Annotated in this window: 25 protein-coding genes and 4 pseudogenes; 15 read left to right on the forward strand and 14 right to left on the reverse strand. The window is 62.4% G+C overall.

Annotated elements, in window-relative coordinates; translation table 11 throughout:
- Nucleotides 1-37: 37 nt before the first annotated feature.
- Nucleotides 38-355: a monooxygenase gene (locus ACVW1C_RS10865; RefSeq protein ID WP_456758418.1), complete on the reverse strand. Its 318-nt coding sequence runs from the start codon at nt 353-355 to the stop codon at nt 38-40.
- 89 nt (nt 356-444) lie between these two features.
- Between ACVW1C_RS10865 and ACVW1C_RS10870 the strand changes: the two genes are divergently transcribed.
- Nucleotides 445-1,014: a TetR/AcrR family transcriptional regulator gene (locus ACVW1C_RS10870; protein WP_456758419.1), complete on the forward strand. Its 570-nt coding sequence runs from the start codon at nt 445-447 to the stop codon at nt 1,012-1,014.
- Between the two features lie 2 nt (nt 1,015-1,016).
- Here the strand turns inward: ACVW1C_RS10870 and ACVW1C_RS10875 are convergent, their stop codons facing one another.
- Nucleotides 1,017-1,157, reverse strand: coding sequence for a hypothetical protein (locus ACVW1C_RS10875; protein ID WP_456758420.1), 141 nt, complete (start codon nt 1,155-1,157; stop codon nt 1,017-1,019).
- Nucleotides 1,158-1,526: 369 nt separating this feature from the next.
- On the opposite strand from ACVW1C_RS10875, the gene paaG reads away from it, so the two are divergent.
- Together paaG and paaZ are read left to right on the forward strand one after the other, a co-directional pair.
- Nucleotides 1,527-2,318 carry a 2-(1,2-epoxy-1,2-dihydrophenyl)acetyl-CoA isomerase PaaG gene (gene paaG / locus ACVW1C_RS10880; protein ID WP_456758421.1) on the forward strand — a complete coding sequence of 264 codons (792 nt, stop codon included), beginning with the start codon at nt 1,527-1,529 and terminating at the stop codon, nt 2,316-2,318.
- A 115-nt stretch (nt 2,319-2,433) separates the two neighbouring features.
- Nucleotides 2,434-4,461, forward strand: a complete 2,028-nt coding sequence (paaZ, locus tag ACVW1C_RS10885; protein WP_456758422.1) for a phenylacetic acid degradation bifunctional protein PaaZ — start codon at nt 2,434-2,436, stop codon at nt 4,459-4,461.
- 8 nt (nt 4,462-4,469) lie between these two features.
- Here paaZ and ACVW1C_RS10890 read toward each other — a convergent pair whose 3' ends face one another.
- A complete protein-coding gene (locus ACVW1C_RS10890) occupies nt 4,470-5,123 on the reverse strand; it encodes a TetR family transcriptional regulator (protein WP_456758423.1) in 654 nt (217 codons plus the stop codon).
- Nucleotides 5,124-5,273: 150 nt separating this feature from the next.
- Between ACVW1C_RS10890 and ACVW1C_RS10895 the strand changes: the two genes are divergently transcribed.
- Nucleotides 5,274-5,576 (forward strand): hypothetical protein, encoded by a 303-nt coding sequence (locus ACVW1C_RS10895; RefSeq protein ID WP_456758424.1) that lies wholly within the window; start codon nt 5,274-5,276, stop codon nt 5,574-5,576.
- 46 nt (nt 5,577-5,622) lie between these two features.
- Here the strand turns inward: ACVW1C_RS10895 and ACVW1C_RS10900 are convergent, their stop codons facing one another.
- Together ACVW1C_RS10900 and ACVW1C_RS10905 are read right to left on the reverse strand one after the other, a co-directional pair.
- Nucleotides 5,623-6,381 (reverse strand): SDR family NAD(P)-dependent oxidoreductase, encoded by a 759-nt coding sequence (locus tag ACVW1C_RS10900; RefSeq protein WP_092124364.1) that lies wholly within the window; start codon nt 6,379-6,381, stop codon nt 5,623-5,625.
- 79 nt (nt 6,382-6,460) lie between these two features.
- Nucleotides 6,461-7,732 (reverse strand): ROK family protein, encoded by a 1,272-nt coding sequence (locus tag ACVW1C_RS10905; protein ID WP_456763047.1) that lies wholly within the window; start codon nt 7,730-7,732, stop codon nt 6,461-6,463.
- Between the two features lie 254 nt (nt 7,733-7,986).
- Here ACVW1C_RS10905 and ACVW1C_RS10910 point away from each other — a divergent pair, with 254 nt between their 5' ends.
- The 9 genes and pseudogenes from ACVW1C_RS10910 (at nt 7,987) to ACVW1C_RS10950 (ending at nt 17,810) form a co-directional block, all read left to right on the forward strand.
- On the forward strand, nt 7,987-8,952 hold the full coding sequence (locus ACVW1C_RS10910; RefSeq protein ID WP_097673225.1) for a sugar-binding protein: 966 nt from the start codon (nt 7,987-7,989) through the stop codon (nt 8,950-8,952).
- Nucleotides 8,953-9,016: 64 nt separating this feature from the next.
- Complete coding sequence (locus ACVW1C_RS10915; protein WP_456758425.1) at nt 9,017-10,543, forward strand: sugar ABC transporter ATP-binding protein; 1,527 nt, start codon at nt 9,017-9,019, stop codon at nt 10,541-10,543.
- On the forward strand, nt 10,540-11,601 hold the full coding sequence (locus tag ACVW1C_RS10920; RefSeq protein WP_456758426.1) for an ABC transporter permease: 1,062 nt from the start codon (nt 10,540-10,542) through the stop codon (nt 11,599-11,601). Before ACVW1C_RS10915 ends, ACVW1C_RS10920 begins: the two co-directional genes overlap by 4 nt.
- A gap of 309 nt (nt 11,602-11,910) precedes the next feature.
- On the forward strand, nt 11,911-13,260 hold the full coding sequence (locus ACVW1C_RS10925; protein WP_456758427.1) for a carbohydrate porin: 1,350 nt from the start codon (nt 11,911-11,913) through the stop codon (nt 13,258-13,260).
- 40 nt (nt 13,261-13,300) lie between these two features.
- Nucleotides 13,301-14,065 carry an ATP-binding cassette domain-containing protein gene (locus ACVW1C_RS10930; protein WP_207835400.1) on the forward strand — a complete coding sequence of 255 codons (765 nt, stop codon included), beginning with the start codon at nt 13,301-13,303 and terminating at the stop codon, nt 14,063-14,065.
- Nucleotides 14,065-15,147, forward strand: coding sequence for an ABC transporter permease (locus ACVW1C_RS10935; protein WP_456758428.1), 1,083 nt, complete (start codon nt 14,065-14,067; stop codon nt 15,145-15,147). The genes ACVW1C_RS10930 and ACVW1C_RS10935 overlap by 1 nt, the downstream gene beginning before the upstream one ends.
- 90 nt (nt 15,148-15,237) lie before the next feature.
- Complete coding sequence (locus ACVW1C_RS10940) at nt 15,238-16,170, forward strand: sugar-binding protein (protein WP_456758429.1); 933 nt, start codon at nt 15,238-15,240, stop codon at nt 16,168-16,170.
- A gap of 200 nt (nt 16,171-16,370) precedes the next feature.
- Nucleotides 16,371-16,786, forward strand: a pseudogene (locus ACVW1C_RS10945) (Lrp/AsnC family transcriptional regulator).
- 187 nt (nt 16,787-16,973) lie between these two features.
- Entirely contained in the window at nt 16,974-17,810 is an 837-nt protein-coding gene (locus ACVW1C_RS10950; RefSeq protein WP_456758430.1) for an alpha/beta fold hydrolase, read from the forward strand.
- Nucleotides 17,811-18,176: 366 nt separating this feature from the next.
- On the opposite strand, the pseudogene ACVW1C_RS10955 reads toward ACVW1C_RS10950, so the two are convergent.
- The 9 genes and pseudogenes from ACVW1C_RS10955 to ACVW1C_RS10995 all read right to left on the reverse strand — a co-directional run.
- A pseudogene (locus tag ACVW1C_RS10955) lies at nt 18,177-18,304 on the reverse strand (TetR family transcriptional regulator); the annotation flags it as partial.
- A 17-nt stretch (nt 18,305-18,321) separates the two neighbouring features.
- Nucleotides 18,322-18,592 (reverse strand): annotated as a pseudogene (locus tag ACVW1C_RS10960) (efflux RND transporter permease subunit); the annotation flags it as partial.
- A 30-nt stretch (nt 18,593-18,622) separates the two neighbouring features.
- Nucleotides 18,623-19,687 carry a nickel/cobalt transporter gene (locus ACVW1C_RS10965; RefSeq protein WP_456758431.1) on the reverse strand — a complete coding sequence of 355 codons (1,065 nt, stop codon included), beginning with the start codon at nt 19,685-19,687 and terminating at the stop codon, nt 18,623-18,625.
- A 59-nt stretch (nt 19,688-19,746) separates the two neighbouring features.
- Nucleotides 19,747-20,382: a DUF1007 family protein gene (locus tag ACVW1C_RS10970; RefSeq protein ID WP_456763048.1), complete on the reverse strand. Its 636-nt coding sequence runs from the start codon at nt 20,380-20,382 to the stop codon at nt 19,747-19,749.
- A gap of 245 nt (nt 20,383-20,627) precedes the next feature.
- Entirely contained in the window at nt 20,628-21,260 is a 633-nt protein-coding gene (locus tag ACVW1C_RS10975; RefSeq protein WP_456758432.1) for a hypothetical protein, read from the reverse strand.
- 112 nt (nt 21,261-21,372) lie between these two features.
- Complete coding sequence (locus ACVW1C_RS10980; RefSeq protein WP_456758433.1) at nt 21,373-21,927, reverse strand: HupE/UreJ family protein; 555 nt, start codon at nt 21,925-21,927, stop codon at nt 21,373-21,375.
- Between the two features lie 132 nt (nt 21,928-22,059).
- Complete coding sequence (locus ACVW1C_RS10985) at nt 22,060-22,959, reverse strand: metal ABC transporter substrate-binding protein (protein WP_456763049.1); 900 nt, start codon at nt 22,957-22,959, stop codon at nt 22,060-22,062.
- 39 nt (nt 22,960-22,998) lie between these two features.
- Nucleotides 22,999-23,283, reverse strand: coding sequence for a hypothetical protein (locus tag ACVW1C_RS10990; protein ID WP_456758434.1), 285 nt, complete (start codon nt 23,281-23,283; stop codon nt 22,999-23,001).
- Nucleotides 23,280-24,489: pseudogene (locus ACVW1C_RS10995) on the reverse strand (GTP-binding protein). The gene ACVW1C_RS10990 and the pseudogene ACVW1C_RS10995 overlap by 4 nt, the downstream one beginning before the upstream one ends.
- Nucleotides 24,490-24,574: 85 nt before the next feature.
- Between ACVW1C_RS10995 and ACVW1C_RS11000 the strand changes: the two are divergent.
- Together ACVW1C_RS11000 and ACVW1C_RS11005 are read left to right on the forward strand one after the other, a co-directional pair.
- Entirely contained in the window at nt 24,575-24,976 is a 402-nt protein-coding gene (locus ACVW1C_RS11000; protein ID WP_456758435.1) for a Fur family transcriptional regulator, read from the forward strand.
- On the forward strand, nt 24,977-26,326 hold the full coding sequence (locus ACVW1C_RS11005; protein ID WP_456758436.1) for a CobW family GTP-binding protein: 1,350 nt from the start codon (nt 24,977-24,979) through the stop codon (nt 26,324-26,326).
- The last annotated feature ends 45 nt before the right edge of the window (nt 26,327-26,371 follow it).

Raw genomic sequence — 26,371 nt, forward strand, 5'->3', positions numbered from 1 at the left:
TTCCGTACCATTGTGGATCTGACGTGACGACGCGATCCTATTCGTCGTCCGAGTTGATCTCCTTGGTCACATTGTCGACCACGACGGGGCTCTCGAAATATGTGACCGTCGGATCCGCGCCGTATTTCTCGCGAGCGCGGGCCCGCCACGCAGCGGTGTACAGCGCTTCCGCCTCGCCCCTCGAGTTCCAGAAATAGATGCCGCCGGCCGTCATGCCGTCCTCGGACAGCACATAGGTCTTGCTAAACAGCCCCGGCACGTCGCGATAGAGCGGTGCGGTGCTCAGGAAGATGCCGCGCGCTTCCTCGCGCGTGACCGGCTTCGGCAATCTGAACGTCGTGACGGCGGTGATCATTTGGACCTCCTGGGCATCATTCTTGACATGATTGTCAATCTTGACGATTGTGTCAACAATGGTCTGCTGGAGCAAACCGAATGGTAGGCATGCGTCAGTTTGACGAGGACGAGGTGATCGCAACCGCGCTCGACGTGTTCTGGCGCAAGGGCCTGCACGACGCGACCATGCAGGACCTCGCGGCGGCGACCGGCGTGCAGCGCGGCAGCCTTTACAACGCCTATGGCGACAAGGAAGCGATCTTCCTGCGCGCCTTCGATCAGTATACCGGGCAGTTCCTGGAGGCGGCCGGCAACGCGTTGTCCCACGGCGACGCCGCGGCGGGGCTGAGGCGCTTCTTCGACATGATCATCGTCAACATGACCGACGGTTCGCCGCCGCGCGGCTGCCTGACCACGCGCACCGCGCTCGACGCAGCCATTTCAAGCGCGGATGTGCGTCAGCGGGTGCAGGACGTGCTGACGCGGCTTGAGCATCTGATCGGCAAGGCTGTCAGTGCGGCGCCGGGCAAGCGCAGCGCGGCCGATGCGAACCGGCTGGCGCGCGTCATCGTGACGTACACGCGCGGGCTGGCCGTGATGGAGCGCGCCGGATACAGCCGCAAGCAGTTGAGGGAATTGGCCGCGACGTTCATCGACGCGGTCGTTGACAATGCCTGAGGTCAGCCGGGCCGGCTGCGCGACCATGCGCCGACGAAGGTCGGCAGCGCAAAGACGCCCTGCATGGCGACCACCTCGCTGCGCAAGCGCTCGGCAAAACTGTCCACCGCCAGATCCGCTTCGGTGGCGACGCCGAGCTTCACGGAGGTCGCCGTCCGTATACGGCTGATTTGTGGCGGCCCACCGCCGAGCCATGGGCGCCATGCAGCACGGCTGCAAACATGAACCTTTCGCGGGTTCCGCCGATGGCTCGATCTGTCAAGTGTCAAGCATCGCGCATGAGCTGCGCAAATACGCAGCCAGGTGCAGCGCCCGTAAAAATTCCTTCGATCTTGATGCGTTTGTCGCGACCGAATTCGCGACCGGAATAGAATTGTCCTCGCTCGATAAACCCGAAGACGCCGTCCGCATTGGAGCGTGGATAATTATAATTGACTGACCGGACGGTCAATAGTAATCCGGTTGCAGGTCACGCGACCTTCGGTCATCAGAAGCCGCAACGGGAGGTAATCATGGTCAGCGATATGGTGTTGACCGATATCCGCGACGGATATCGCGTCCTGACGCTCAACAGGCCCGACCGCCTGAACTCCTTCAGCGCCGACCTGCACACCGCCTTGCTGGCCGCGTTGACGGACGCCGGGCAGGACAAATCCTGCCGCGCGCTGATCCTGACCGGGGCCGGCCGCGGATTCTGCGCCGGGCAGGATCTTTCGGACGGCGTGTTCACGCCGGGCGAGACGCCGGATCTCTCCGTGCGAATTGAAAAATTCTACAACCCGCTGGTGCGCAAGCTGCGCAGCATCCCGATGCCGGTCGTGTGCGCCGTCAACGGCGTGGCCGCCGGCGCCGGCGCCAACGTCGCCTTTGCCTGCGACATCGTGATCGCCGCGCGGTCGGCCAGGTTCATTCAGGCCTTCGCCAAGCTCGGCCTCGTCCCGGATTCCGGTGGCACCTGGTTCCTGCCGCGGCTGGTCGGACCTGCCCGGGCGCGTGCCTTGACCCTGCTGGCCGAGCCCGTCTCCGCAGAACAGGCGCAGTCATGGGGCATGATCTGGAAGATGGTTGAGGATGCGGATCTGTTGACCGAGGCTCACGCCCTCGCCGCCAACCTCGCGACGCAACCCACGGATGGCCTGGCGCTGATCAAGCAGGCGCTCGATGCGTCCGAGACCAACACGCTCGATACGCAGCTCGACCTCGAGCGCGATTTCCAGGGCCACGCCGGGCGGACCTCGGATTTCGCCGAGGGCGTGACCGCGTTCCTCGAGAAACGGGCACCGCGCTTCGTCGGACGCGCTTAAGGCGCGGATTGAACATTCCGCCGCCAAGGCAAGACGCAACATAGATCACAGCTCAAAGGGTTCGATTTCAATGACACAGCCTCAATCCAGCGGCGCGCGAACGGGAGAGTCCGTCATGAAGCTCAACAGCTTCGTCCGTGGACATTGGACCGGTTCCGGCGAGCCGGCCGCCGAAATTCACAGCGCAGTCACCGGCGATGTCGTGGCACTCGCAACCAGAAGCGACCTCGACATGCGCGAAATCCTCGCTTATGGCCGCGCGGTCGGCGGCAAGAATCTCCGCAAGCTGTCGTTCCACCAGCGGGCGGGCCTGCTGAAGACGCTGGCCGACCATCTCAGCCAGCACAAGGACCGGCTTTACAAACTGTCGCTCCATGCGGGCGCAACCCGCACCGACGCCATGATCGACGTCGATGGCGGCATCGGCACGCTGTTCGCCTATGCCAGCAAGGGACGCCGCGAGCTTCCGAACACCAGATACCTGCTCGACGGCAACGTCGAGGGGCTCTCCAAGGGCGGCGCGTTCGCCGGCCAGCATATCGTCACGCCGTTGCGCGGTGTCGCGGTGCACATCAATGCGTTCAACTTCCCGTGCTGGGGCATGCTGGAGAAGCTGGCGCCCGCGTTGCTCGCCGGCGTTCCCGTCGTCACCAAGCCTGCGACCGTCACCTCCTATGTCGCCTACGAGCTGGCACGGATGATCACCGAATCCGGCGCGCTGCCGGAAGGCGTCCTGCAGTTCATCGTCGGATCGACCGGCGACCTGTTCGACCATCTCACCTGCCAGGACGTGGTGTCCTTCACGGGCTCGGCCGACACATCGCAAAAGCTGCAACGGCATCCGGTCGTCGCGCGCGAAGCGGTCCGCTTCATCGCCGAGCGGGATTCGCTCAACGCCGCGATCCTGGCGCCGGACGCCGTGTCGGGAAGCCCGGAGTTCGACCTCTTCATCAAGGAGGTGGCGAAGGAGATGACGGTCAAGGCCGGGCAGAAATGCACCGCGATCCGCCGCGCATTGGCCCCGGCGTTGCAGCTCGACGCCGTCATCACGGCGCTGCGCGAGCGTCTCGCCAAGGTCACGATCGGCAATCCCGAGAACGAGAAGGTCAGGATGGGACCGCTGGTCGGCCTTGCCCAGCGCAGCGATGTGCTTGCGCACGTGGCGAGGCTTCGCACCGAAGCCGAACTGGTGGCCGGCGATCCCGACAAATTCGAACTGGTCGACGCCGACGCCAAACGCGGCGCCTTCGTTCCGCCGCTGCTGCTGCACTGCGCGAAACCGCTCACCGCAACCGCGGTCCACGAGATCGAGGCGTTCGGGCCGGTCTGCACCGTGATGGGCTATGACGATCTGGACCAGGCCATCGCGCTGACCAATCGCGGCGGCGGCAGCCTGGTCGCATCCGTCTACACCCACGACATTCCGACCGCGACCGAGCTCGCGTTCGGCATCGGCAGCTTTCACGGCCGTGTCGCGATCATCGATCGCGACTGCGCGGCCGAGCACACCGGCCACGGCTCACCGATGCCGCAGATGGTTCACGGCGGTCCCGGCCGCGCCGGCGGCGGCGAGGAACTGGGCGGCGTCCGTAGTCTCCAGCACTACATGCAGCGCACCGCGTTGCAGGGCTCGCCTCGCATGCTGAGCGGCGTCACGGGCCGCTGGTTCAAGGGCAGCCCGATGCTCGAAGGTGATCTGCACCCGTTCCGCTATCACTACGACGATCTCGAGGTCGGCCGCACGCTGGTCTCGAAGGCGCGGCAGATCACGCTCGACGACATCGAGCACTTCGCGCACTTCACGGGCGACACCTTCTACGCCCATATGGACGAAGAAGCGACCAAGGGACATCCGTTCTTCCCGGGCCGCGTCGCGCATGGCTACCTGCTGCTGTCGTTTGCGGCCGGCCTGTTCGTCGATCCCGACTACGGGCCGGTGCTGGCGAATTACGGCCTCGATAGCCTGCGCTTCGTGAAGCCGGTCCAACCGGGCGAACAGATCCAGGTGCGGCTGACCGCGAAGGAGAAGACGCCGCGCAACAAGCAGTATGGCGAGGTGCGCTGGGACGTCGAGATCACCACCGGGACCGGCGAGACCGCGGCGACATATGAACTTCTGACGATGAATGCGATGCGGGCGTAACGCGCAGCTCAGAGCAACGCGGCCTGCCGGCTTCGGCCGGCCGGCCTTGCCTTGCTGCACGGCCGGGTTGCGACGGCATCCGCGGCGCCCGCCAACACCAGTTGCGCGACGAAGTCGGCGTATTCGGCGCGGGTCATCGGCCCACCCTCGCGAAACCACATATAATGCCAGTTCAGCATGCCGAACACGCTCATTGTCAGCGGCTTGAGGACGCGCTTCTGCTTCGCCGCCGGCACGGCCGCGGCGAGTGCATCCGACATGATCCCGACCAGGATCCGCTCGCTCGCAAGCAGCGGCTGCTGCTTGTCCTTCGGCAGCAGCTTCAGACTTGCGATCTGGACCTGATGCTCGGCGTCGGCATGCCGGTAGAGCTCGAGCAGGGTCGCAACGATCGTTCGGAAGCGCTCGACCGGATCGCCGGCCTGCGCGCTCGCCTTCCGGACCGCCGCCACCAGCTTCTCCAGATGCGACGACAGGATATCGAACAGGATCGCCTCCTTGTCGGGATAATAGTGATAGAGCAGCGCCTTCGAGACGCCGCATGCATCCGCGATCGTGTTCATCGACGTGCCGACATAGCCCGATGCGGCAAACAGCTCGGCCGAGCGATGCAGCATCGAGAGGCGCTTGTCGTCGTAGTCCTTGGCGCGCGATCGGGCCATGTCTTTCCGTTCTATTCGGCCGGGTAGTCGGCTCTCGTCTTGAGGTGCAAATTACAAGTTCAGCGCAAACATCCCTGCGCACCCACAGGGCCACGTCCGGGACGCCCATTCATTGACCATCCGGTCGGACAATTCTACGACATATACGGAATGGGCCGCGGCGTTGCAATCCAGCCTTTACAGTCCTCGCCCGCGGGAGCATGGCGGCACGTTGCCGATGTGATCGCGCACGGCGGTCGGCTGATCGCCGGAAACTGCGGCCTTCCGACCGCAGCGAACGAACGGCAGGTCGGCGTCCACCTGACCCCCAGCGGCAAGGCGATGCAGTCGCGCACCGGCTGTCTGACCGATACCTTGCTGGAGCGGTCCGGCCTGACCGTCGACGAACTCATCTCACTCAACAAGCGCGTCCAGGCGCTTCGCAACGCATTGACTGCTTCGAGCGACGACTAGTCTCATCGACCAGGGCCGTCGCTCCGAGTTGCGGCGCGATCGCTAGCTAGACCCAGCCGCCGTCGACGATATGGCTCTGGTTGGTGCAGGCGCCGCTGTCGTCGGCGGCGAAAAAGAGGACGACGCGGGCGATGTCGTCAGGCACGAGCTTGCGCTTGAGGCATTGGCGCTGCATCAGCTCGGCCACGCCTTCGGGCGTCAACCACAGATCCTGCTGGCGCCGGGTCATGATCCATCCGGGCAGGATGGAGTTGACCCGCACGTTGTGCGGCCCGAGATCGCGGGCCAGCGCCCGGGTGAGGCCCTGAACCGCCGACTTGGCGGTCGTGTAGCAGGGCATGTTGCCCTGACCGATCACCCAGCTCACCGAGCCGATGTTGACGATCGAACCGCCCCCCGCCTGTTTCATGTCGGGTGCGACCGCCTGAGCGCTGAAGAACTGATGCTTCAGGTTGACGGCGATCCGCTCGTCCCAGAATTCCGGCGTCACGTCCTCGATCGCGTGACGGTCGTCGCGCGCCGCATTGTTGACCAGGATGGTGATCGGCCCGAGCGCCTCACGGATGCCGGCAACCGCGCGTCGCAGTGCGGCGATGTCGCGCAGGTCGGCGTGCTCGAAGTGCACGCGGGCATGCGCTCCCAAATCGGACAGCAGCTGCTCCGAGGACGTCACATCGATATCGATGAATCCGACCCGTGCGCCTTGGCTGATGAACTGGCGGACGATGGCCTCGCCGATGCCGGAACCGCCACCGGTTACCAGGACGGTCCGGTCCTTGAGGCTTGGATAGATGGCACCCTGCATTGGCATTCTCTCGCTTTGGCGCCTGAAGCGCGTCGGTTGCGTTGCTGCGACTCCAGCCGAGAGCCACGGCTCCCGAGGTTCACTCGGTCGTCTCCATGTGGTTTCGGTCCACGACCCGCAGCGTCCGCCGCACCATGCCGTCGACAATCGTCGCCGATTCGCTTGGACGCACATGGATCGCGGTGGACTTGAGCAGCCACGGCAACACTGCCTGCTCGAGCCGCTCCTCATAGGCACTGCGCATCATGTCGAATGCCTGCAGGCCCGGACCCGCGAGGATGATGTGATGCGGGCGCAGCACCGATATCGTCGTGGCGACCGCATCGGCCAGCGCGTGGCCTGCCTGCCGGAATAACTGCTCGAGACGGGGATCGCCGGCGCGCGCCCGCGCGCGCAGCAGAGCCATCTGCGCCTCGGACGGCTGCTGCGACACCGCCGGCGGCAGGTCGAGAAAGGTACGCGCGTCGCGGTACAGCGCATAGTCGGCGAGATGGGCCTCGATGCAGCCGCGCTGACCGCAGCGGCATTGCGGACCGTTCGGCGCCAGCTTGACATGGCCGATCTCACTGCCTGCGCCGGCACCGTCGCGCGCTTCACCGTCGACCACGACGCCCATGCCGACGCCGTGACCCACCATGATCGTGGCCGTGAGGCCCTGCGCCAGCGCCGGTTCGGCGGCTGCGAGGGCCAGCGCAACCGCAACCGCGTCGTTCGCCATCACGACTTCGACGCCGAATGCCTGGCGGACCGGCGTCGCCAGATCGACGTCGGTGATCGACAGCGCCGGGCTCCACAGATGCCGACCGGTGTCGGAGTCAACGATGCCCTGCAACGCAACCCCGATTCCCAACAGCCGATGTCGCGGCGTGGCCGTCGCATCAAGCATGGCGTCGATCTGCGCGATCACGAGATCACACAACGCGGCTGCATCGAGCGCGCGTGTCGTCAGCTCAAGTCGCGACTGGGCCAGGGCAGAGCCGCTGAAATCGGCGATCAATGTCTCGATCAGATTCATGCGCAGCGAGACCGCAATGATGCGGCCAAACTCGGGGTTCAGGGTCAGCAAGACCGCCGGCCGGCCGCGGCGGCGGCCGTTCAGGCCATCCGTATCCTCTTCGTCGGTATCGTCGGGCCACAACGTCGCCGTCTCAGTCACTGCCTCGCACAGCAGGTCTTCCGCCATCAGTTTCGACGTGATGGCCGATATGGCCGGGAAGCTCAGCCCCGTGCTGCGTGCGAGTTCGACGCGCGGCAATGGCCCTTGACGCCGTAACACTTCGACGAGCCGGCCGCGATTCGATCCGCGGGCCAAACTCGAAGCGCGTCTCAGCGGTTCGGGCTGTTCATTCATACCGGCTTTTTTAATTCGCTTAATGAAGTTATTCAACGCGAGAAACCCATATATAATGGTCAGATAATGGTCAGAAGGCGCCGAGAGTGGCAACAATACATCACCACAACACTATTCTTGCTTGAAGATACGGGCAACGACATCCTTGACTGGACATTTTGCCGCGCTAATTTATTAGTTACGTGAATAAAATAAGGCGTGAAAAGCGCCGAACGTGAAAACCCCTCACCAGGGGTGTCGACAGGGAGGTGCATATGAACGACTCAATGAGAAGATTGATCGTGCCGCTGTTGGCGGGCGCGGCCGCGCTCGCGATGGCTACAGGGATAGCACAGGCACAGCAGAAAAAGACCATCGCGCTAGTGACCAATGTCGCGGCCGACTTCTGGACCATCGCGGGCCGCGGGCTCGAGAAGGCGCAGAAGGAGCACCCGGAATACAATATCGAGCTGATCGTCACCAACGAAGGCACCGCGGCCGGCCAGCGGCGCGAGTTGGACGACCTTTTGGTGCGCGGCGTCGCCGGCATCTCGATCTCGGTCGACGATGCGCCGCATGCAACCGAAGAACTCAACAAGGTCGCGGCCAAGACCGTGCTGATCACGACGGACAGCGACGCGCCGCAGAGCAACCGTCTCGCCTATATCGGCACCGACAACGTCGCGGCCGGGCGGCAGGCCGGCGAGGAGATCAAGAAGGCGCTGCCGAACGGCGGCAAGATCGCGCTGTTCGTCGGCACGATGGATGCCGACAATGCCCGCGAGCGCGTACAGGGCATCAAGGAATCGATCGCCGGCACCAAGGTCGAACTGGTCGACGTGTTCACCGACCAGGTGGACTTTGCCAAGGCCAAGGCGAACATGGAGAATGTGCTCGTCAAATATCCAGACATCGCGCTGCTCTCGGGCTTGTGGAGCTACGAGACCCCGCTGATCTATGACGCGGTGAAGGCCGCGGGCAAGGCCGGCAAGGTGAAGATCGTCGGCTTCGACGAGGACCAGCGGACGCTGCGGGGCATTTCCGACGGCACGATCGAATCCACGGTCGTGCAGCAGCCCTACGAGTTCGGCTATCTCTCCGCCACCAACATCATCAAGACGCTGAACGGCGACAAGTCCTGGATTCCGAAGGACAGCAAACTGATCGTGCCGACCAAGGTGATCAGCAAGACCAACGTCGCCGAGTTCGCCGGGCAACTGAAGGAACTGCTGAAAAAGTAACTTCAGTCGACTTCGCCGCCCGGCCGCCACAGGCCGCCGGGCGGGATGCAGGAGGACATGCCGAATGCCGGAGACGCTGCTCGAACTCAGCGGTATCAGCAAGACCTATCCCGGCGTCAAGGCGCTCGACGACGTCAATCTGCGCGTCTGCCGCGGCGAGGTGCTGGGCCTGATCGGCGAGAACGGCGCCGGCAAGTCGACACTGATGCGCGTGCTGGCTGGCGTGATCGCACCGAGCGCGGGCGTGATCCGCATCGGCGGCAACGACCACGCAAGGATGACGGTGAACGAGGCGACCCTCGCCGGCATCGCCTTTGTGCACCAGGAGCTGAACCTGTTCGAGAATCTCGATGTCGCGGCCAATGTCTTCATCGGGCGCGAGAAGCTCGCCGGCGGCCCGCTGAAGCTGGTGGACAACGCGGAGATGCGCGCCCGCGTGACGCCACTGCTGCAGCGGCTGGGCGCCGACTTCGCGCCGAACACGCTAGTGGACAATTTGTCGATCGCGGAGCGCCAGATGGTGGAGATTGCCAAGGCGCTCTCGATCGACGCCCGCGTAATCATCATGGACGAGCCGACTTCCAGCCTGACGATTTCGGAGACGGAGCGGTTGCTGGAGGTGATCACCGACCTGAAAGCCCACGGCATCTCGGTGATCTACATCTCGCACCGGCTCGGCGAGATCATGAGCTGCGCCGATCGTGTCGTGGTGCTGCGCGACGGGCGCACGGTGGGGGAACTGGCGCGGGACGAGCTGAGCCATGCCGCGATGATCCGGCTGATGATCGGCCGCGACCTGAAGGCGCTGTACACGCCGCCGGCACGCTCGCCGCAGCCGGGCGGCTGCGATATCGCCGGCGTCGTGACGACCGCCTTTCCAGACCGACAGATTGACCTTTCCGTGCGGCGCGGCGAGATCCTCGGCCTCGCCGGACTCGTCGGCGCCGGCCGCACCTCCCTTGCCCGCGCGGTGTTCGGCGTTGACCCGCTGCTGGGGGGCGAGATCAGGATCGACAACGAACCGGTCGGTGTCGCCTCGCCGCGCGATGCGATCAGGCAAGGAATCTATCTGGTGCCGGAGGACCGCAAAAAGTCCGGGCTGGTGCTGGAATTGCCGATCCGGGAGAACGTGACGCTCGCGAGCCTGCTGGATCACGCACGAATGTGGCTGGTCAACGGCGCGGCCGAACGCAAGATCGCGAAAGACCAGGCAAGGAACCTGTCGATCAAGGCGCCAAGCATCGACATCGAAGCCGTAACGCTCTCCGGCGGCAACCAGCAGAAAGTGGTGCTGGCCAAGTGGCTCTCCATGCAGCCGCGCGTGATGTTCTTCGACGAGCCGACCCGCGGCATCGATGTCGGCGCCAAGAGCGAGATCTACGCGCTGATGCGCAGCCTCGCCGACCGGGGCGTCGCGATCGTGATGATCTCCTCGGACATGGAGGAAGTCATCGGCGTCTCCGACCGCGTCGCGGTGATGCATGAAGGCAGCGTCAGCGGCGTGCTCGAGCGCGACCAGTTCAGCGAATACAACGTGTTGAGGCTGGCGGTCGGCCAGGCGCTCGAAACCCTGGAGGCCGCTGCGCCATGATGAAGAAGGAACTCGGCCTGTTCTTGCTGCTGGCGGTGATCTCCGCCATCACCGGCGCGATCAATCCGGCCTTCCTGTCGTTCGTTAACTTGCTGAACATGGCCAATCTGATCGGCCTGTTCGGCGTGTTCGCACTGGGCGAAGGTCTCGTCATCATCACCGGAGGCATCGATCTTTCGCTCGGCTCGATGTTCGCGCTGCTCGGCGTCGTCTTCATCGACCTTCTGACGACGTATCAGGTGCCCTGGCCCATCGCGCTGTTGCTGGTCCTGATGGGCGGGCTGGCGCTGGGCGGCATCCAGGGTTTCCTGATCACGCGGCTGAAAATGCAGCCCTTCATCGTGACGCTGTGCGGGTTGCTGATCTATCGCGGCGCCGCGCGCTATTACACCAGCGATTCGACACGCGGCTTCGGCTATGGTGACGAGGCCAGCACGCTGGGCAACATCGCCTCCGGCAATGTCGCGGGCATTCCGAACACCTTCATCTTCCTGATCGTGCTGGCGCTGATCCTCGGCGTGCTGCTGCATCGTTCGGTTTACGGACGCTGGCTTTATGCCGTGGGCAAGAACGAGGAAGCGGCGCGCTTCTCCGGTATCAACACAAATATCGTGATCGCGACCGCCTATGTCATCAGCGGCGGCCTCGCCGGCGTTTCGACCGTGATGTTCGTCTTCTACACCAACTCGGTCTCTCCGAGTTCCTTCGGCAATTTCTACGAACTCTATGCGATTGCGGCTGCCGTCCTCGGCGGCTGCAGCCTGCGCGGCGGCGAAGGCTCGATTCTCGGCATCGTGCTGGGCACAGCGCTGCTGCAGGTGTTGCAGAACCTCGTGAACATCCTCGGCATTCCGAACTCCCTGAATTTCGCGGTGATGGGGACCGTGATTTTGATCGGCGTTCTGGCGGATCAGCAATTGCAGGCCCGGCGGCGGCGCAAGGCGGCGCTGGCCGGCCTCGCCCGCACGGCGCCTCGAGCAAAGGAAACCACAATTCTGCAAAACGCATCTGCGCGCGGCGCGACGGCGTTGCCGACGAGCGCGGGCGATCAAGCGTGACTCGACTGCGAAGAGCGACGATCGGGAATATGGCCGCGGCGACTTCGGTAGAGGAACAAGGGGAAGAGAGTTCAGTGCGCAAGACTGATCAAGCATACGACGCTCGCCTCCACGTTGGCCCCGCACGCCGAACCCGGTGGGGCCGCGGACAGACCCTCACCACCGTCGTGAAAGGCTTTGGTGTGCGCGCAGTTTCTATCTCAAGTTGACGGATCGCTACGCTGAAAGGAGTGCGTTCCAGGCTGAAGGGCTTTGGGCGGGAACGCGACACAAAAATGGACAAAGCCGGGGACGCTGGGAGTGCAGAAAATGTCACTTTGGTCTGTAAACACCGCGCGGGCATGCGGCGTGGGGATCGCTTTGTTGTCTTTGTTCGGCGGCGGCGCGCATGCGGCCGATCTCTCGACGAAAGCTCCGCCCATTCCTTACGCTGAGACCGATGATTTCTGGACGAGACCGTATCTGTTCGGCGATCTCGGCAGAACGCAGCTGAAGGAGCAGGGCATCTCGCTGGCCCTGACGCTGGGCGACGAAGCCGTCGGCAATCTGTCGGGTGGAAACAGGAACACCGCGACCCAAGCCGGACAGCTGTTCTTTCAGGCCAAGTTCGACATGGCGAAGCTTGCCGGCATCCAGGGCGGCCTGGTCGGCCTCACGCTGGTCGACCGCTTCGGCCGCAACCTGAATGACGAGGCGGGTATTCCGGCGTTGCAGCTGACCAACGAAGTGTTCGGCCGCGGCAGTATTCTTCGCCTGACCGAACTCTACTATTCGCAGAAGCTGTTCGATAACCGCCTTGAACTCAAGGGCGGCCGTCTTCCGGTCGGCTCCGACTTCTTCTTCGGCCTGTGCGAGTTCATCAACCTGACCTTCTGCGGCGGTCAGCCCGGCAACATTCAGGGCGGCTACATCTACAACTGGCCAGTGAGCCAATGGGCCGGTGTCGCACACTACAACTTCGCCAAGGAATGGCAGCTTTCGGTCGGCGTCTACGACGCCAATCCGAACTATCTGACGACGTCGGACTCCGCGACCTACTTCCTGCCGGGCGTCCCCGGCTCGAGCCGGGCCTCCGGCGTGCTGGTGCCGGTCGAGGTGGTCTGGGCGCCGAGCGGTCCCCTGAACGGGACCTGGCGATTCGGCGGCTGGTATGACAGCGCGTCGACGATTGACGGTGGCCTTCCGGGTATCATCGCGATCGCCCCCGGAATCGGCGGCGTCTCGGACCAGAATCTGGGCGATCAACGCGGCCGCTATGGCGTCTACGAGTCGATCCTGCAGCGGCTGACCGTTGAGGGTGCAAAGGCACAGGGTTGGTACATGTTCCTCAACACGACGGTCGCCGATCACCGGACGTCGTATCAGGACTACCAGGTCGCCCTCGGCTTCCGGCACACCGGAACGTTCTCCTGGCGCCCGGAAGACGAAGTCGGCTTCGCGGTGGGCACGACCCACGTGAATTCGGCCGCGCTCACCCTCAATGCGGGCGGAAACGAAGTTCCGATCGAAGCCTGGTACGGCTGGCAGGCGACCGGCTGGATGAACCTCAAGTTCGACGCCCAGTACGTGATCAATCCCGGCGGGCGCGGCTATAATGCCGCCGGCATCAAGACCGAGAATGCTTGGGTCCTTGGTCTGCGCACGCTGGTGCACTTCTGAGCCGGAGGGGGTTTGCCAGCATGCCCGAGCGAGGCCAGCCATGGTAACCCCTCACGACGCCGGGCTGGCCGTCCTGGAGCTGAAGGGCATCGGCAAGGAGTTCGGCGCCATTCGCGCGTTGCATGGCGTCGACCTGCGCGTTTCTCCCGGCGAGGTGGTCGGCCTGATGGGAGACAACGGCGCCGGCAAGTCGACGCTCGTCAAGATCATCGCCGGCAACTTCCCGCCAAGTCACGGCGAGATCCGCTTTGACGGCAAGCCGGTTCATTTCGCCCGGCCGATCGATGCCCGCGCGGTCGGAATCGAAGTAGTCTATCAGGACCTCGCGCTCGCCGACAATCTCACGGCAGCGGCCAATGTCTTCCTCGGCCGTGAGCTGAAGCGCAAGCTTGGTCCGTTCGCGTTTCTCGACCACAAGGCGATGGCAGCCCGCGCGCTGGAGCTGTTCGGCGAGCTGCGTTCGGAGACCCGACCGCACGATCTCGTCAAGCAGATGTCGGGCGGCCAGCGTCAGGCGGTCGCGATCGCACGGACTCGGCTGTCCAATGCCAAGCTCGTGATGATGGACGAGCCGACGGCCGCGATCTCGGTCCGCCAGGTCGAGCAGGTGCTGAGCCTGATCCATCGCCTGAAGGAACAGGGAGTCGCGGTGATGCTGATCTCGCACCGCATGCCCGACGTGTTCGCGGTCTGCGACCGCGTCGTCGTGATGCGCCGCGGCGAAAAACGTGCCGACAAGGCGATCGGCGACACCAGCCCCGAGGAAGTCACCTCCCTCATCACGGGAGCGAGAGAGGCTGCGTAATGGCCACGCCCCTGGAATCTCCCATCAGCTTCACCAATGTCGGCAAGACCAAATGGTGGCAGAGCGGCTTCTTTGCCTCGCAGACCGGGTACGTCCTGCTCGCGCTGGTGGCGCTGTTCGTGGTGATGAGCTTCGCCAGCCCCTACTTCCTCACCGAAGGCAATATGCAGAATGTGGCGAAGAACTTTTCCTTCATCGCCATCGCCACGCTCGGCGTGACCTTCGTCATCATCACCGGCGGCATCGACCTCTCGGTGGGCTCGGTGATGTGCTTTTCCGCGATGATCACCTCGATGGTCATGACGCATATCTCGACACCCGGCATGCCCGGCGCGGAGTGGTTCGTGCATCTGGCCGGCGACGGCAAAACCGTGATCGCAAATGTGCCCGGCTTGATCCTGCTCGTCTCGGTCCTGGCGGGGCTCGGCGTCGCGCTGATCGTCGGTCTCGTCAATGGCTTCTGCATCGCGGTGCTCGGGCTGTCGCCTTTCGTCACCACGCTCGGCATGCTTTCGATCGTGCGCGGCCTCGGTTACGTCGTCTCCAACGGCCGCGGCAGCTTTCCCAGCGGCCCCGAAGCCGATTATCTCTACGCGCTGACATCCGGCGTCGTATTCGGCATGCCGGCACCGTTCATCTATCTCGTGGTTCTTGCGGTCGCGATGGCGATCGTGCTGCATCACACCGGTTTCGGCCGCCACGTCTTTGCCGTCGGCGGCAACGAGAAGGCGGCCGCGCTGACCGGCATTCCGGTCGTACGGGTGAAGATCGAGATCTACGTGATCTGCGCGCTCGCTGCAGGTCTGCAGGGCATCATCATCTCGGGCTGGCTGGGATCGGCGCCGGCAAACATGGCGACGTCCTACGAGCTCAACGTGATTGCAGCTGCCGTCATCGGCGGCGCCAATCTCGCCGGCGGCGCCGGCGGCCCGCTCGGGGCGATCGTCGGCTGCGTGCTGCTCGAGGTGATCCGCAACGGCCTCGTGCTCGCGCAGATCAACTCCTACTGGCAGCAGACCTTGGTGGGCGTGATCATCATCGCAGCGGTGCTGGTCGATCGGCTTCGCTCGCGCATGGCCTGAAGAGTTCGTCCTGGAGGACCACAATGTCCGCCTATCCGCCTTCGGGAGCCGCTGATTTCAAGGGATAGGCAAAAAATGTGGAGGGAAACAATGAAGAAGGCATTTCTTGCCGCCGCGGTCCTCGCCATGATGGCGACACCCGGCTTCGCCCAGAGCTACAAGTTCGTGATCGTACCCAAGGCGATGAACAATCCGTTCTTCGATTTCACGCGCGACGGTTGCCAGAAGCGCGCCAAGGAACTCGGCAACATCGAATGCATCTACAAGGGTCCCGTCGAGCACGAGCCGGCGACGCAAGCGCAGATCATCCAGGACTTCATCACCCAGAAGGTGGACGGCCTGGCCATCTCGGTCGCCGATGTCGCGGCCATGACCAAGTCGATCGAGGCGGCAAATGCGGCCGGCATTCCCGTCATCACGTTTGACGCGGACGCGCCGGGCTCGAAGCGGATTGGCTATATCGGCACCGACAACAAGGAGTTCGGCGTCGCGCTCGGCAAGCAGTTGCTGAAGCTCCGGCCCGATGGCGGCAAGTACGCGATGGTCTCCGGCGGGCCGGGCGCGAAGAACCTGGCCGAACGCGTCGATGGCGTCCGCGAAGCGCTCAAAGGCTCGAAGTGGACCGAAGTCGGGGGATCGCCGACGTTCTGCAACGACGACCCCGCGCTGGGCGTCCAGCAGATGACCGATCTGCGCACCGCTGTTCCCGATCTCGCGGCGATCATCCCGGTTGGCGGCTGGCCGATGTTCGCCCCGGAAGGCTTCAAGGCGTTCGCCAGCAAGAGCAAGAAGGACCTCGACGCCGGCAAGTTCACGCTCGTCGTCGCCGATACCCTCAAGATGCAGCTTGAACTTCTGAACGAGGGCTATGTCAACGCACTGATCGGCCAGCGTCCGTTCGAGATGGGCGAGAAAGCGATGGATACGCTGCTCGCCATCAAGAAGGGCCAGAAGGTGCCGGAGATCATCCACACCGGTCTCGACGTCGTGACAAAGGACAACGTCGCGGCGATGCTGAAGTAGCAGCGTGCGAAACCCGCAGGCGGCGGCGCCTCTTCGTGGCGGCTCGGCGCACGATATCGGGACCCTTGGTGACGGGGAAGGCTACCGCTTTCCCCGAGACCAACCAAACCTACGATATCGGCCGGCGCGCCTTCTCGAGCGTTGAGCGCAATGGACCTGGAGCGACCGGATAGAACTACAGAGCTCGCCGCCTTGACGCGATTGATCGCAAGATCTTGCGGGCTCTCCAGGAAGACGCATCGCTATCGATCGCGGAGATTGGTGAGCGTGTTGGACTTTCCTCGCCCCTTGCTGGAAGCGCGTGCAGCGTCTGGAGAACGAGAGGGTCATCACTGGCAAGGTCGCGCTCGTCGACCAGAACAAGATCGGTCTGGGTCTGTCGGTCTTCGTGTCCGTCGAGAGCGACGACCACTCCGGCACGTGGCTGAGGAGATTTGCGTCGGTCGTCAGCGCGCTGCCCGAGGTGATCGAGTTCTGCCGCATGGCCGGCGACATCGACTATGTCCTGCGTGTGGTCGTCGCTGATATGCAGAGCTATGATCTGCTCTACAAGAAGCTGATCGGCGCGATTGCGCTGAAGAATGTGACCGCGCGCTTCGCAATGGAGGAAATCTAGTCGGTGACCGCCCTGCCTGTCCCGGCACTCCCACCAGCGCAGCCAAGCGTGGCCGACGATTGGCGATCAGATTGGCACGTCAGGCGATAGGGTTCGGTCACGCGAGCGCAATGCCAGGCCGCGCTTCGCTTGCCTCATCGGGCCAATCGATGCATCGTCATCAACCGGCTCCCCAAGGGAACTATCGATGCGCTTCCTCCTGTGGGCTCTCCTGCTGCTGCTTCCCGTACAGGCTTCCGCCGAATCGCTTTGGCAGACCCTCCCGCCGACGCCGCCGCCTGTCTCGGGTGAACGCACCGGCCATGCCAAGGTTAATGGCATCAGCCTATACTACGCAACCATCGGCCACGGACCGCCGATCGTCCTGCTCCATGGCGGACTTTCGAATTCGAACTACTGGGGTCATCAGATCAAGGCTCTCGCCCGGCAGCACATGGTGATCGTCGTGGACAGCCGTGGCCATGGCCGCAGCACACGTGACGACCGCCCCTATGGATACGACTTGATGGCCGATGACATCGTCGCGCTTCTCGATGCGCTGCATATCGCCAAGGCCGACGTCGTCGGCTGGAGCGACGGTGCCATTCTCGGGCTCGATATTGCACTCCGTCATTCAGACCGTGTCGGAAAGGTCTTCGCATTCGCCGCCAACACGGTCACGTCGGGTGTACAGGAGGGCGTGGAGAAAACCCCTGTGTTCGCGCGCTTCATCGAGCGAGCCCGCGCCGAGTACGCCGAATTATCCGCAACGCCGAAGGATTACGACGCCTTCGTCACGCAGATCACCAGGATGTGGGAGACCGAACCGAACTGGACTGACGATCAGCTGCGTTCGATCAAGGCGAAGGTCCTCGTGGTGGATGGCGATCATGACGAGGCGATCAAGCGCGCCCACACCGAATATATCGCGGCCACCATCCCGAACGCGGGGCTGCTGATCCTGCCCAACACCAGTCATTTCGCGTTCCTGCAAGATCCCGCATCGTTCAATGCGGCTCTTCTGCATTTCATCGATGGCAACTGACAGACCGACCGTCACGGAACCCAAAATCGCGAGAAATCGTCGACTGGCGGACAAATTCGCAGCCTTGGTAGCGGGAGACCGCTACAGCGCAAAACCCACATTCGATAGTAATGGGTCACGCTTGGTAGCGGGGGACCGCTACAGCCCAAGACCCACTATTTCCGAAACCCTGTTTTCCTATCGGAGGGTAGCCTAACTCAGGAGCGGGGTCCTTTGGAGCTTCGTCAACAGCCACCGTTTGCGCACAATCATCGCCCGACTTGGAGTAGGCTCAAATCCTGGAGGCGCAACGATACCGATATTCGGTTCAGATTGCGATCTAACTAACTGGCCGCACTCCCCTTTCTGCATTCACCTCGATCACATGAGCCTGAGCTCCTTGGCGATGTTCCCGACCGTGGTCTTCTGATAGCCGATCTGGCGGAACAGCCGCTCGGCCACCTCGAGGATACGATCCCGGTATCGCCTTCGATTTGTTCCGCAATCAGTGTCATCTGTCAGGACTCGTCAATCAGCGTAGCTTCTCAGCAAGCGGAATTGCGTGGGGGTCATCGCTCCCATGCTGGTGCGCGGCAGGCTGCTCGGGAGTGCCGGCCTCATCCAGGCTCTTCCGGAACCAGAGGGCGTAGAGGCCGGGCAGGTACGTGCGTCAGGAAGGTCGCGACGAACAAGCCGCCCATGATGGTGATCGCCATCGGGCCACAGAAGGCCGAGCGCGACAGCGGGATCATGGCGAGGATGGCGGCGAGCGCCGTCAGCGCCACCGGGCGGGCGCGGCGCAGCCTCGGCTGTCAGCACGAACCTCGCTTTCCTCAAAAGCAGGTTACACGCTCAGCGGCAACGTATCCGAACAGCAGTCCGACACCGAAGAGCAGAACGAGACCGGCGGCCGCGAATTCCAGACCTCCGGACACCAATGCCGATCCTGCGTTGCGTCTTGTCATCAGACGAACCGCCACACTTTTGGCATAGACCGAAATAATGGCGATCGTCGCAACCGTGATTGCGGTCCCCAATCCCATTACGAAAGTGGCGGCTATGCCCGCCCAAAACAGACCTTGGGCCAGAGCGAATACCAACACCAGGAGTGCACCGGAACAGGGTCGCATACCGACGGTAAGAAGAGCGCCGACCCCGCGTCCCCAGCCGCCGGGACCCGCCAAGTCGCCCGGCTGCGGACCGTGCGAATGCCCACAATGTTCGTCGTGAATGTGCAGCTGCCTCGTGGGTCGATCGTCTTGTTCATGGGAATACCGCTCGTCCGCGGGCATGGCGGCATGTAGAAATCGAGTTTCCGTTCGGCCATGCTCGGCGGCGTTGTAGCGCTCAGACGAGGCATACGCGAATGCCGGCGCCGCAGTGACGGTCGATACTCGCGAAACGCGTAACACGCGGATGAGCGCCCAGCCCTTCGTCCAGGCCAGCCGAGCACCAAAGACGGCAATGAAACCATAGCTCGCGATCTCAATCACGCGCTCCGCGCCGCACATGGATCTTGCCGTCACATTCAGGATCCAGGCCCCTGCGCCGACAATCACCACAGCAACCAGCGACTGCATAAGGGCCGAAGCAAAAGACAATATGATGCCTCGTCGGGCGGTCTCACCATTGGCAACGAGGTACGATGAAATCACTGCCTTCCCATGCCCTGGACCTGCGGCATGGAAGATGCCGTACAGAAACGAGATGGCAAGCAGCGACCAGACCGCGCTGCCGCTGGTCCTGGCGGCCCGAATAGTGGAGGAAATCTCTCGATAAAATTCCGACTGCTTCCTCAGAAGCCAGCCGACAACACCGCTCGTCTGCGGGTCGAGGCCTGATCGCGGCGTACCTCCAAACGGATTCTGCGCCATCAAGACATGCGACAGGCCATCCATCCCTGCAGCCACGAGCAAAATGGCCGAAACCGTCGCCAGGGTTCTAATGCTAGGCAGTCTCACGGACAATCGACCCTGATCTGGTCAGCAAATGCGGCTCCGAGACTGCTATTGGCATTCCCTGATGAATTTTGCCCCTTGAGCTTCTCCGTGCTCTCGTCGTCGGTCGGACTGTGGATCGTCATCGTACACCCGGCGGGTGCGCCGACCAGCCGGACCGGCTCTCGTTCCTGCAACGCAAACTCGATGAAATAGTCTGGATCGAATATCTCCAGCGCAAGTTGTTTTGGCTTGGCCGGCGTTTGAAACGGAAGGGTGAAATGCAGGACCAACGCCTCGTTGTTGTATTCGAAATAATAGTCGATCGGGTCGGCAAGCTTCTGCTCTCTTCCGTCAACCTCTACGGAGGTGAAATAGTCGGCATCCTTGAGCGATTTGATGTTTGTTCGCGCGAGTGGGTCCAGTTCTTCGCGACTGTAAGCGCCGCTCGTCTTGGCGTGGATCCCCTGAAGCGCATAGGTTGTAAACATATCATCGAAGGCCCAAGCGTGCCGGATGCCCTTGATTGCTCCATCCGCATCATAGACGATTTCACTGGCAACTTTGATCCACACATGGGGGTGAGCGTGCGCGGCGCGCGCCTGAAGGACGATGCCTGCAGCAATTGCAATGAAGTAGACGCCGCCCCGCCGGATCACCTTCGACTCCCATCGACGAAGTTACAGTCTTCCGAAATTGACAGTCACGCTATGTCGGCCTCGAACGATATCCGTCCAATGTCAATCCTGTCAGAAGGCTATTCTAACGCTTCTCATGCTGCAGGTATCTGATTTGGGAATCGTCGCCAAGTCGCAGGGCAATTGCAAGCTAATTGTGGCCTTGCGGACCTAAAGGCGCGTGCTGGGACACGATCGAGCTAGAGCCTTTAAGGACCGGAATGCTAGGGCGGGCTCTGCGGCTGGAGCTCGGGAGCCAGGCGACCTGCCCCTGGGTCCGGAACGAGATTCGGCGCCGGACCGGCGGGCAGTGGCGATTCGGACTTATGTTTCGGTATCAGCGACACCCCGCCATAGAGCAGGCCGATGGCAATGAGCCAACTGCCGAGAATGCGCGCTGGAATCGCAAACCAGTCCCGCCGGAACGCCCGTGCGGTCAGCGCAACGGCCGCGATGATCCAAAACCCGACGACCACTCCCGCCACGGGGATCGAAATATCGTGAAGGCTGGGGTCCGTCACCTGGATCGTCACCGCCAGCATGCTTCCGGCGACGACGGCGGCGACGAGCAGAAGCCTTGAACGCAGTCGCCCATCGGGCAGCGCAAGTGCGACGCCGACGGTCACGCTGGAGATTGTCACCGTCAGGAAATGGTGGCTTGTTGCCCCTGGAATTGCCGCCACGGCCGACAGCAGCCAGTCTCGACTGAAAAAGCCGACAGCCACGCCGCCGCCGAGCAGCGCGAGTGCTCCGAGACTGTAATTGCGGTCCACCAGTGCGAAGGCGACGCCGAGCCCGACCAGCGGGAGCACCCGCTCGGGTGCGAGCGCAGTCGATAATATCCACCACGCGAGCATGCTGCGTCCCGCAGTGGGAAGCATCGCTATTGCCGACGCCCCGAGCAATCCGAGAGCGACCAGTGCGGGGCCACTCCATTTTCCCGCAGCGGCGAGGACGTCGACAAGACGTTCACCTGACGGAGAGCGCTGGGACAAGGAAGTAAACTCCGCCAAGCCCGATCAGCACTCCCAGCCCGCGAGCCAGGCGCCCCCCAAACGGCTTGCCTAGTCCAAGCCCGACGCCGATACCAAAGACGTGGATCAGGCCCGTCGCGACGACGAAGCCAATGATGTAGTCGACCGGATCGGCCGCAAGGGGCAACTCAGCTCCGTGCGCGTATCCATGACAGATCGCAAAAACCGCTATCAAACAGAGCGCTATCCCTTCCGCGGGATTCCAGGCAAAAGTGATTGCCAGGCCCAGCGCGAGAATCGAGAGCGCGATGCCGATCTCCCCGCCCGGAAGCGGCAGGCCGAACATTCCGGCAGCGCCGCCGGCAGCCATGATCAGCGGGAATGTCACCGGCAGCGTCCAAACCGGCCGACCGCCCATCTGGGCGCCCCACAGGCCGACGGCGAACATCGCAAGAAAATGGTCTGGTCCGGTGAGCGGATGGACAAACCCGCTTCCGAAGCCGCCGGAGCCCGTCGAGGCGATGTGGGCTGCCGCGGAATCTGGCAGCATCCAGCAGCAACAGCCGATGGCAACTGCGGCGACGGCTGCGAGTCGCGGATTTAGTCGGATCGTACGATTCACAAGAGCCAGTCAATCCTATTGAACATACGACCGCGCCATCGAGAATGCGATTTTCCCGATTCAGTTTGAAAGTGCGGAGGACAGTTGCCTTAGATTGTGCCGAACAAGATCAATATATGTGGACGCATCGCCTTTTTCATCCGTGAGAGCGTCAGAGTACAGCGTGCCTCCAATTCTGGCACCGGTTTCCGTGGCAATCTGCTGCATTAGCCGCGGGTCCGTAACGTTTTCCAGAAATACCGCAGGTGCCTTACTCTGCCTGATAGCAATAATGATCGATGCCATGCCTTTCGCGGATGGTTCAGCTTCTGTCGAAAGACCCTGAGGTGAGGCAAACTTGATGCCATACTCCCGCTCGAAATATCCGAACGCGCGATGATTTGTAACGATGAGCCGCTTGTCGGCTGGGATGGTTGAAATCGTCGATCGTACATCACGATCGAGCTGGTCGAGACGGGCGAGATATTCCCGTGCGTTCTCCTCATACGCCCCCTTGCCCTCGGGGTCGGCCGCAACTAACCCATCGCGAATGTTTTCGACGTAGGTTTTTGCATTCGCAACCGATTGCCAAGCATGAGGATCGGTGCTGCCATGACCGTCATCATCCGCCTTCCCGGCTCTCTCTTTCGGTTTGATCCGCGTGGTTGCAACAATGATCGCCGCCTTTGTGCCAGAGGCATTGATTAGCCTGTCCAACCACCCCTCAAGCCCCAAGCCGTTCACGACGATGACATCTGCGTCGGCGAGCTTCTTTGCGTCCGCAGGCGATGGTGTATAGACGTGAGTGTTGCCGTCCGGCCCGACAAGCGTATTGACGCAGACCCGGTCGCCGCCGACATTTTTCACGAGATCGCCAAGGATGGAGAAAGTCGCGACGACGTCGAGCTTTTTCCCAGCGCTGGCGCTCTGAATCCCAAACAGCGTCACGATGACGGTGAGGAGAAGCGCATATCGTGGCATCATGACACCCCAATCTCACTCGGGCTTCGATACTCTTGTCTATTGATGCTTGGATCCCGCGTCACGAATGAGCGCCGAAGAAAACTGTGCAAGCATGGCAGCGACCCAGAGCGGGCCGTGCTCATGGATCAAGCGCGGCAACGTCTCGCTCATCAAGACGGCGTGAAGCGTTTCAGCCGGAATGCCTGCCCGCTCGATGCGTTCGATTGCCAAGCCGATGTGATCGCGCGCTTCGTCAAAGCGGGGCGGTACTACTGACGCGTCCATCTCTTCGGGCGTGTGCAGCAGCTCTTCCCACGAGCGGCCGATCATTCGGTTTGTCATGCGGCGTCCTTTGTCCAGGACGGGAATGGGTCTGGCAAACAGCCCCATGCTTCCGGCGTGAAATGATCGGGCTCTCCGACCAGGCAGCTGTCGAGACGGCGGCGGATGGACGCCTCGTCCATCGGATCGATCCCGATGATCACGATCTCCTGCCGCCGGTCGCCCCAAACCGGGTCGAGATAGGGCTTCATGCTCTGCCGCCAACCGGGATCCTCGGGCCATCTCTGCTGCGGGACAGCCGACCACCACAGCCCCCGTTTCGACGTTCGGACAATGGCTCCGGCAAGCGCCAGTTCGCCGACAAAATTCGGGCGCGTCGCGAGCCAGAAGAATCCCTTGGCGCGAATGACCCCCGGCCAGGGTTCATTGCAGAATGCCTGGAAACGTCCGGGATGAAACGGACGGCGGGCACGATAGACGAAGGACCGCACGCCATATTCCTCGGTTTCCGGGAGGTGGTCCTTGAAGCCGTTAAGCTCCTTGAACCAGAGCGGGTGGCGATGAGCTTTCTCGAAATCGAAGGAATTGGTTCCCAGTACCTGATCGAGAGGCACAGTCGCGAAATCTGTCTCGATTATTCTGGCATCGGAATTCAGGGACCGGACGATCGCGCGCGCGATCTCGAGATGCTCCGGAGAGGCCGCCGAAACCTTGTTGAGCACGATCACGTCGGCAAACTCGATTTGCTCGACCAGAAGGTCGACGAGCGCCCTCTGGTCCTCGGGGCCGGCAACTTCGCCCCGATCCCGAAGGAAGTCCTGGCTGGAGTAGTTCGCAAGCAGACTGGCCGCATCCACGACCGTCACCATGGTGTCAAGGCGAGCAACATCGGAAAGGCTGGCGCCCTCCTCGTCCCGGAATTCGAAAGTGGCCGCGACCGGCAGCGGTTCCCCAACTCCGGTCGAACTCAATCACCAAGGCATCGAAGCGGCCGCTCGAAGCTAGTTTCCGGACTTCGACCAGCAGATCCTCGCGGAGCGTGCAACAGATGCAGCCATTGGTCATTTCGACCAGCGTTTCATCGGTCCGCGTCAGGCCCCCATCCTGGCGCACAAGCTCCGCATCGATGTTGACCTCGCTCATGTCGTTGACGATCACAGCGATCCGGCGTCCCTCGCGGTTGGCGAGCATGTGGTTCAAGAGCGTCGTCTTGCCTGCGCCAAGGAACCCGGAAAGAACGGTGACGGGAAGATTTTGATGAGCCATCATGAGCCTCTGCGACTTGTGCCGCAGGTTTAGTCGTATATTATAACATCCGTCAACCGCCGTTTGAAGAGTTGAGGAGACCTCAATGAAGCGCGCGAATGCCAAGGCGCCCAAACATCAGCAGATTTTGCGTATCCTCCAGACGGCAGGAGGGCCCATGACGGCCTATGAAGTCCTTGATGCCGCCCGCAAGCATGAGATTTCGGCGCCGCCGACGGTCTATCGCGCACTCAACAAGCTGATCGAACAGGGAGCTGCTCACCGGCTTGAGACAATCAACGCCTATGTCGCCTGCGTTGACCCCCAGCATCGGCATGGGGCTGCGGTGTTCGCAATCTGTCGCGACTGCGGCAATGTGGAAGAACTCGATGAAGCCGATGCCTTTCGGCGTCTCAGAGCAACAGCCGACAAACATGGTTTCAAGATCGAAACCGCAGTTATTGAACTCAAGGGACAATGCAATGCGTGCGTGGGATCGCACGCCTAGATGGTGGCGCCACAATCGACACCCGTAATCGTGCTTTCCGGGTTTCTCGGCGCCGGCAAATCGACGCTTTTGAACGACCTTCTCCGCGACCCGGCATTCGGCGACACCGCCGTCATCATCAACGAATTCGGTGACATCTCGATCGACCACGATCTTGTCCGCGTCGGCGAACGCGAGATGATGATCACGACGACGGGCTGCCTGTGCTGCACCGCCGGCAGCGACATCAGAACCTCGCTCTTCGAACTCCATGAGAACGTCCAAAAGCAACTCGGCCGCAGCTTTTCAAGGGTGATCGTCGAGACGACCGGTCTTGCGGATCCAGCCCCCGTGGTCAACCAACTCATTCCTGGCGGCACGCCTGCCACGGGTTTGCGCGATCACGTGGTGGCTCGGCGGTTTCATCTGGCGGGTTTTGTCTGCGCCGTGGATGTCCTGGCTGCTGAACAAACGCTGGAGCGACATTTCGAGTGCCTCAAGCAGATTGCATTTGCCGATCGCATCGTCCTGACCAAGACAGACTTGGCAGGGAGCCCGATTGAGGACCTGCGCCGGCAGATTGCCGACATCAATCCGACCGCGAAGGTTATTGACCGACACGGCGCCGGATTCGCCATCGCGCATCTGTTCGAGGCTCGCGAATTCGTGACTGCGCAACGCAAGGAGGACGTTGAAGACTGGCTTGCGCTAGATCGCGTGCTCGCAGCCGAGCAGTCGGGCGAGCATGCCGCAACCTCCAAGGGCCGCCACGCCGGCCGAATACAGACGTTCAGCATCATCAGAGACCAACCGGTCTCACAGACGGATCTGGATGGATTTCTCTTCCTGCTCCAGAGCGCTGCCGGCGACCGGCTGTTGCGCGTCAAGGGCCTAATTGCAGTTTCAGATGATGTCGATCGACCAATTTTGATTCATGTGGTGCAGCACACGGTCTATCCCTTCCACCGTCTTGAACAATGGCCCTCCGAGGATCGCCGAACTCGCCTTGTCGTTATCTGTCGGGATATCGATCCCGAGGCCGTCCAACAATTGTTCGATGCGTTGGCCGGATTGAAGAGACCAAGAGCTGCGCCCGTCGCGCTTGTGCTGATTGCTGCAGCGTTTGCGATCGCGGTGGGGGCAGCTGTGCTGTCGGTCTCAAACCACCTGTCGGAACATCAGCGCGCCGGCCATCGCGATTGCAATCCCTTATACGGGGCGACAGTTTCTGTTTGCACGCCGACGCATCTATCCGAAATAAACTGGCAGGACCGTCGTCGGAATTGGCCGAACCCGCCTGTTTTCATTTTCTCTCCTTTGCAGACGCAGGCCTTGACGGCCACTTCGATAGAAGCGACTGTTATAATGTAACGTCAATGAGTGGACGCCGTGCACAACATTTTCGAACGAAGGGGT

The sequence above is a fragment of the Bradyrhizobium sp. USDA 4011 genome (genome assembly GCF_054063415.1).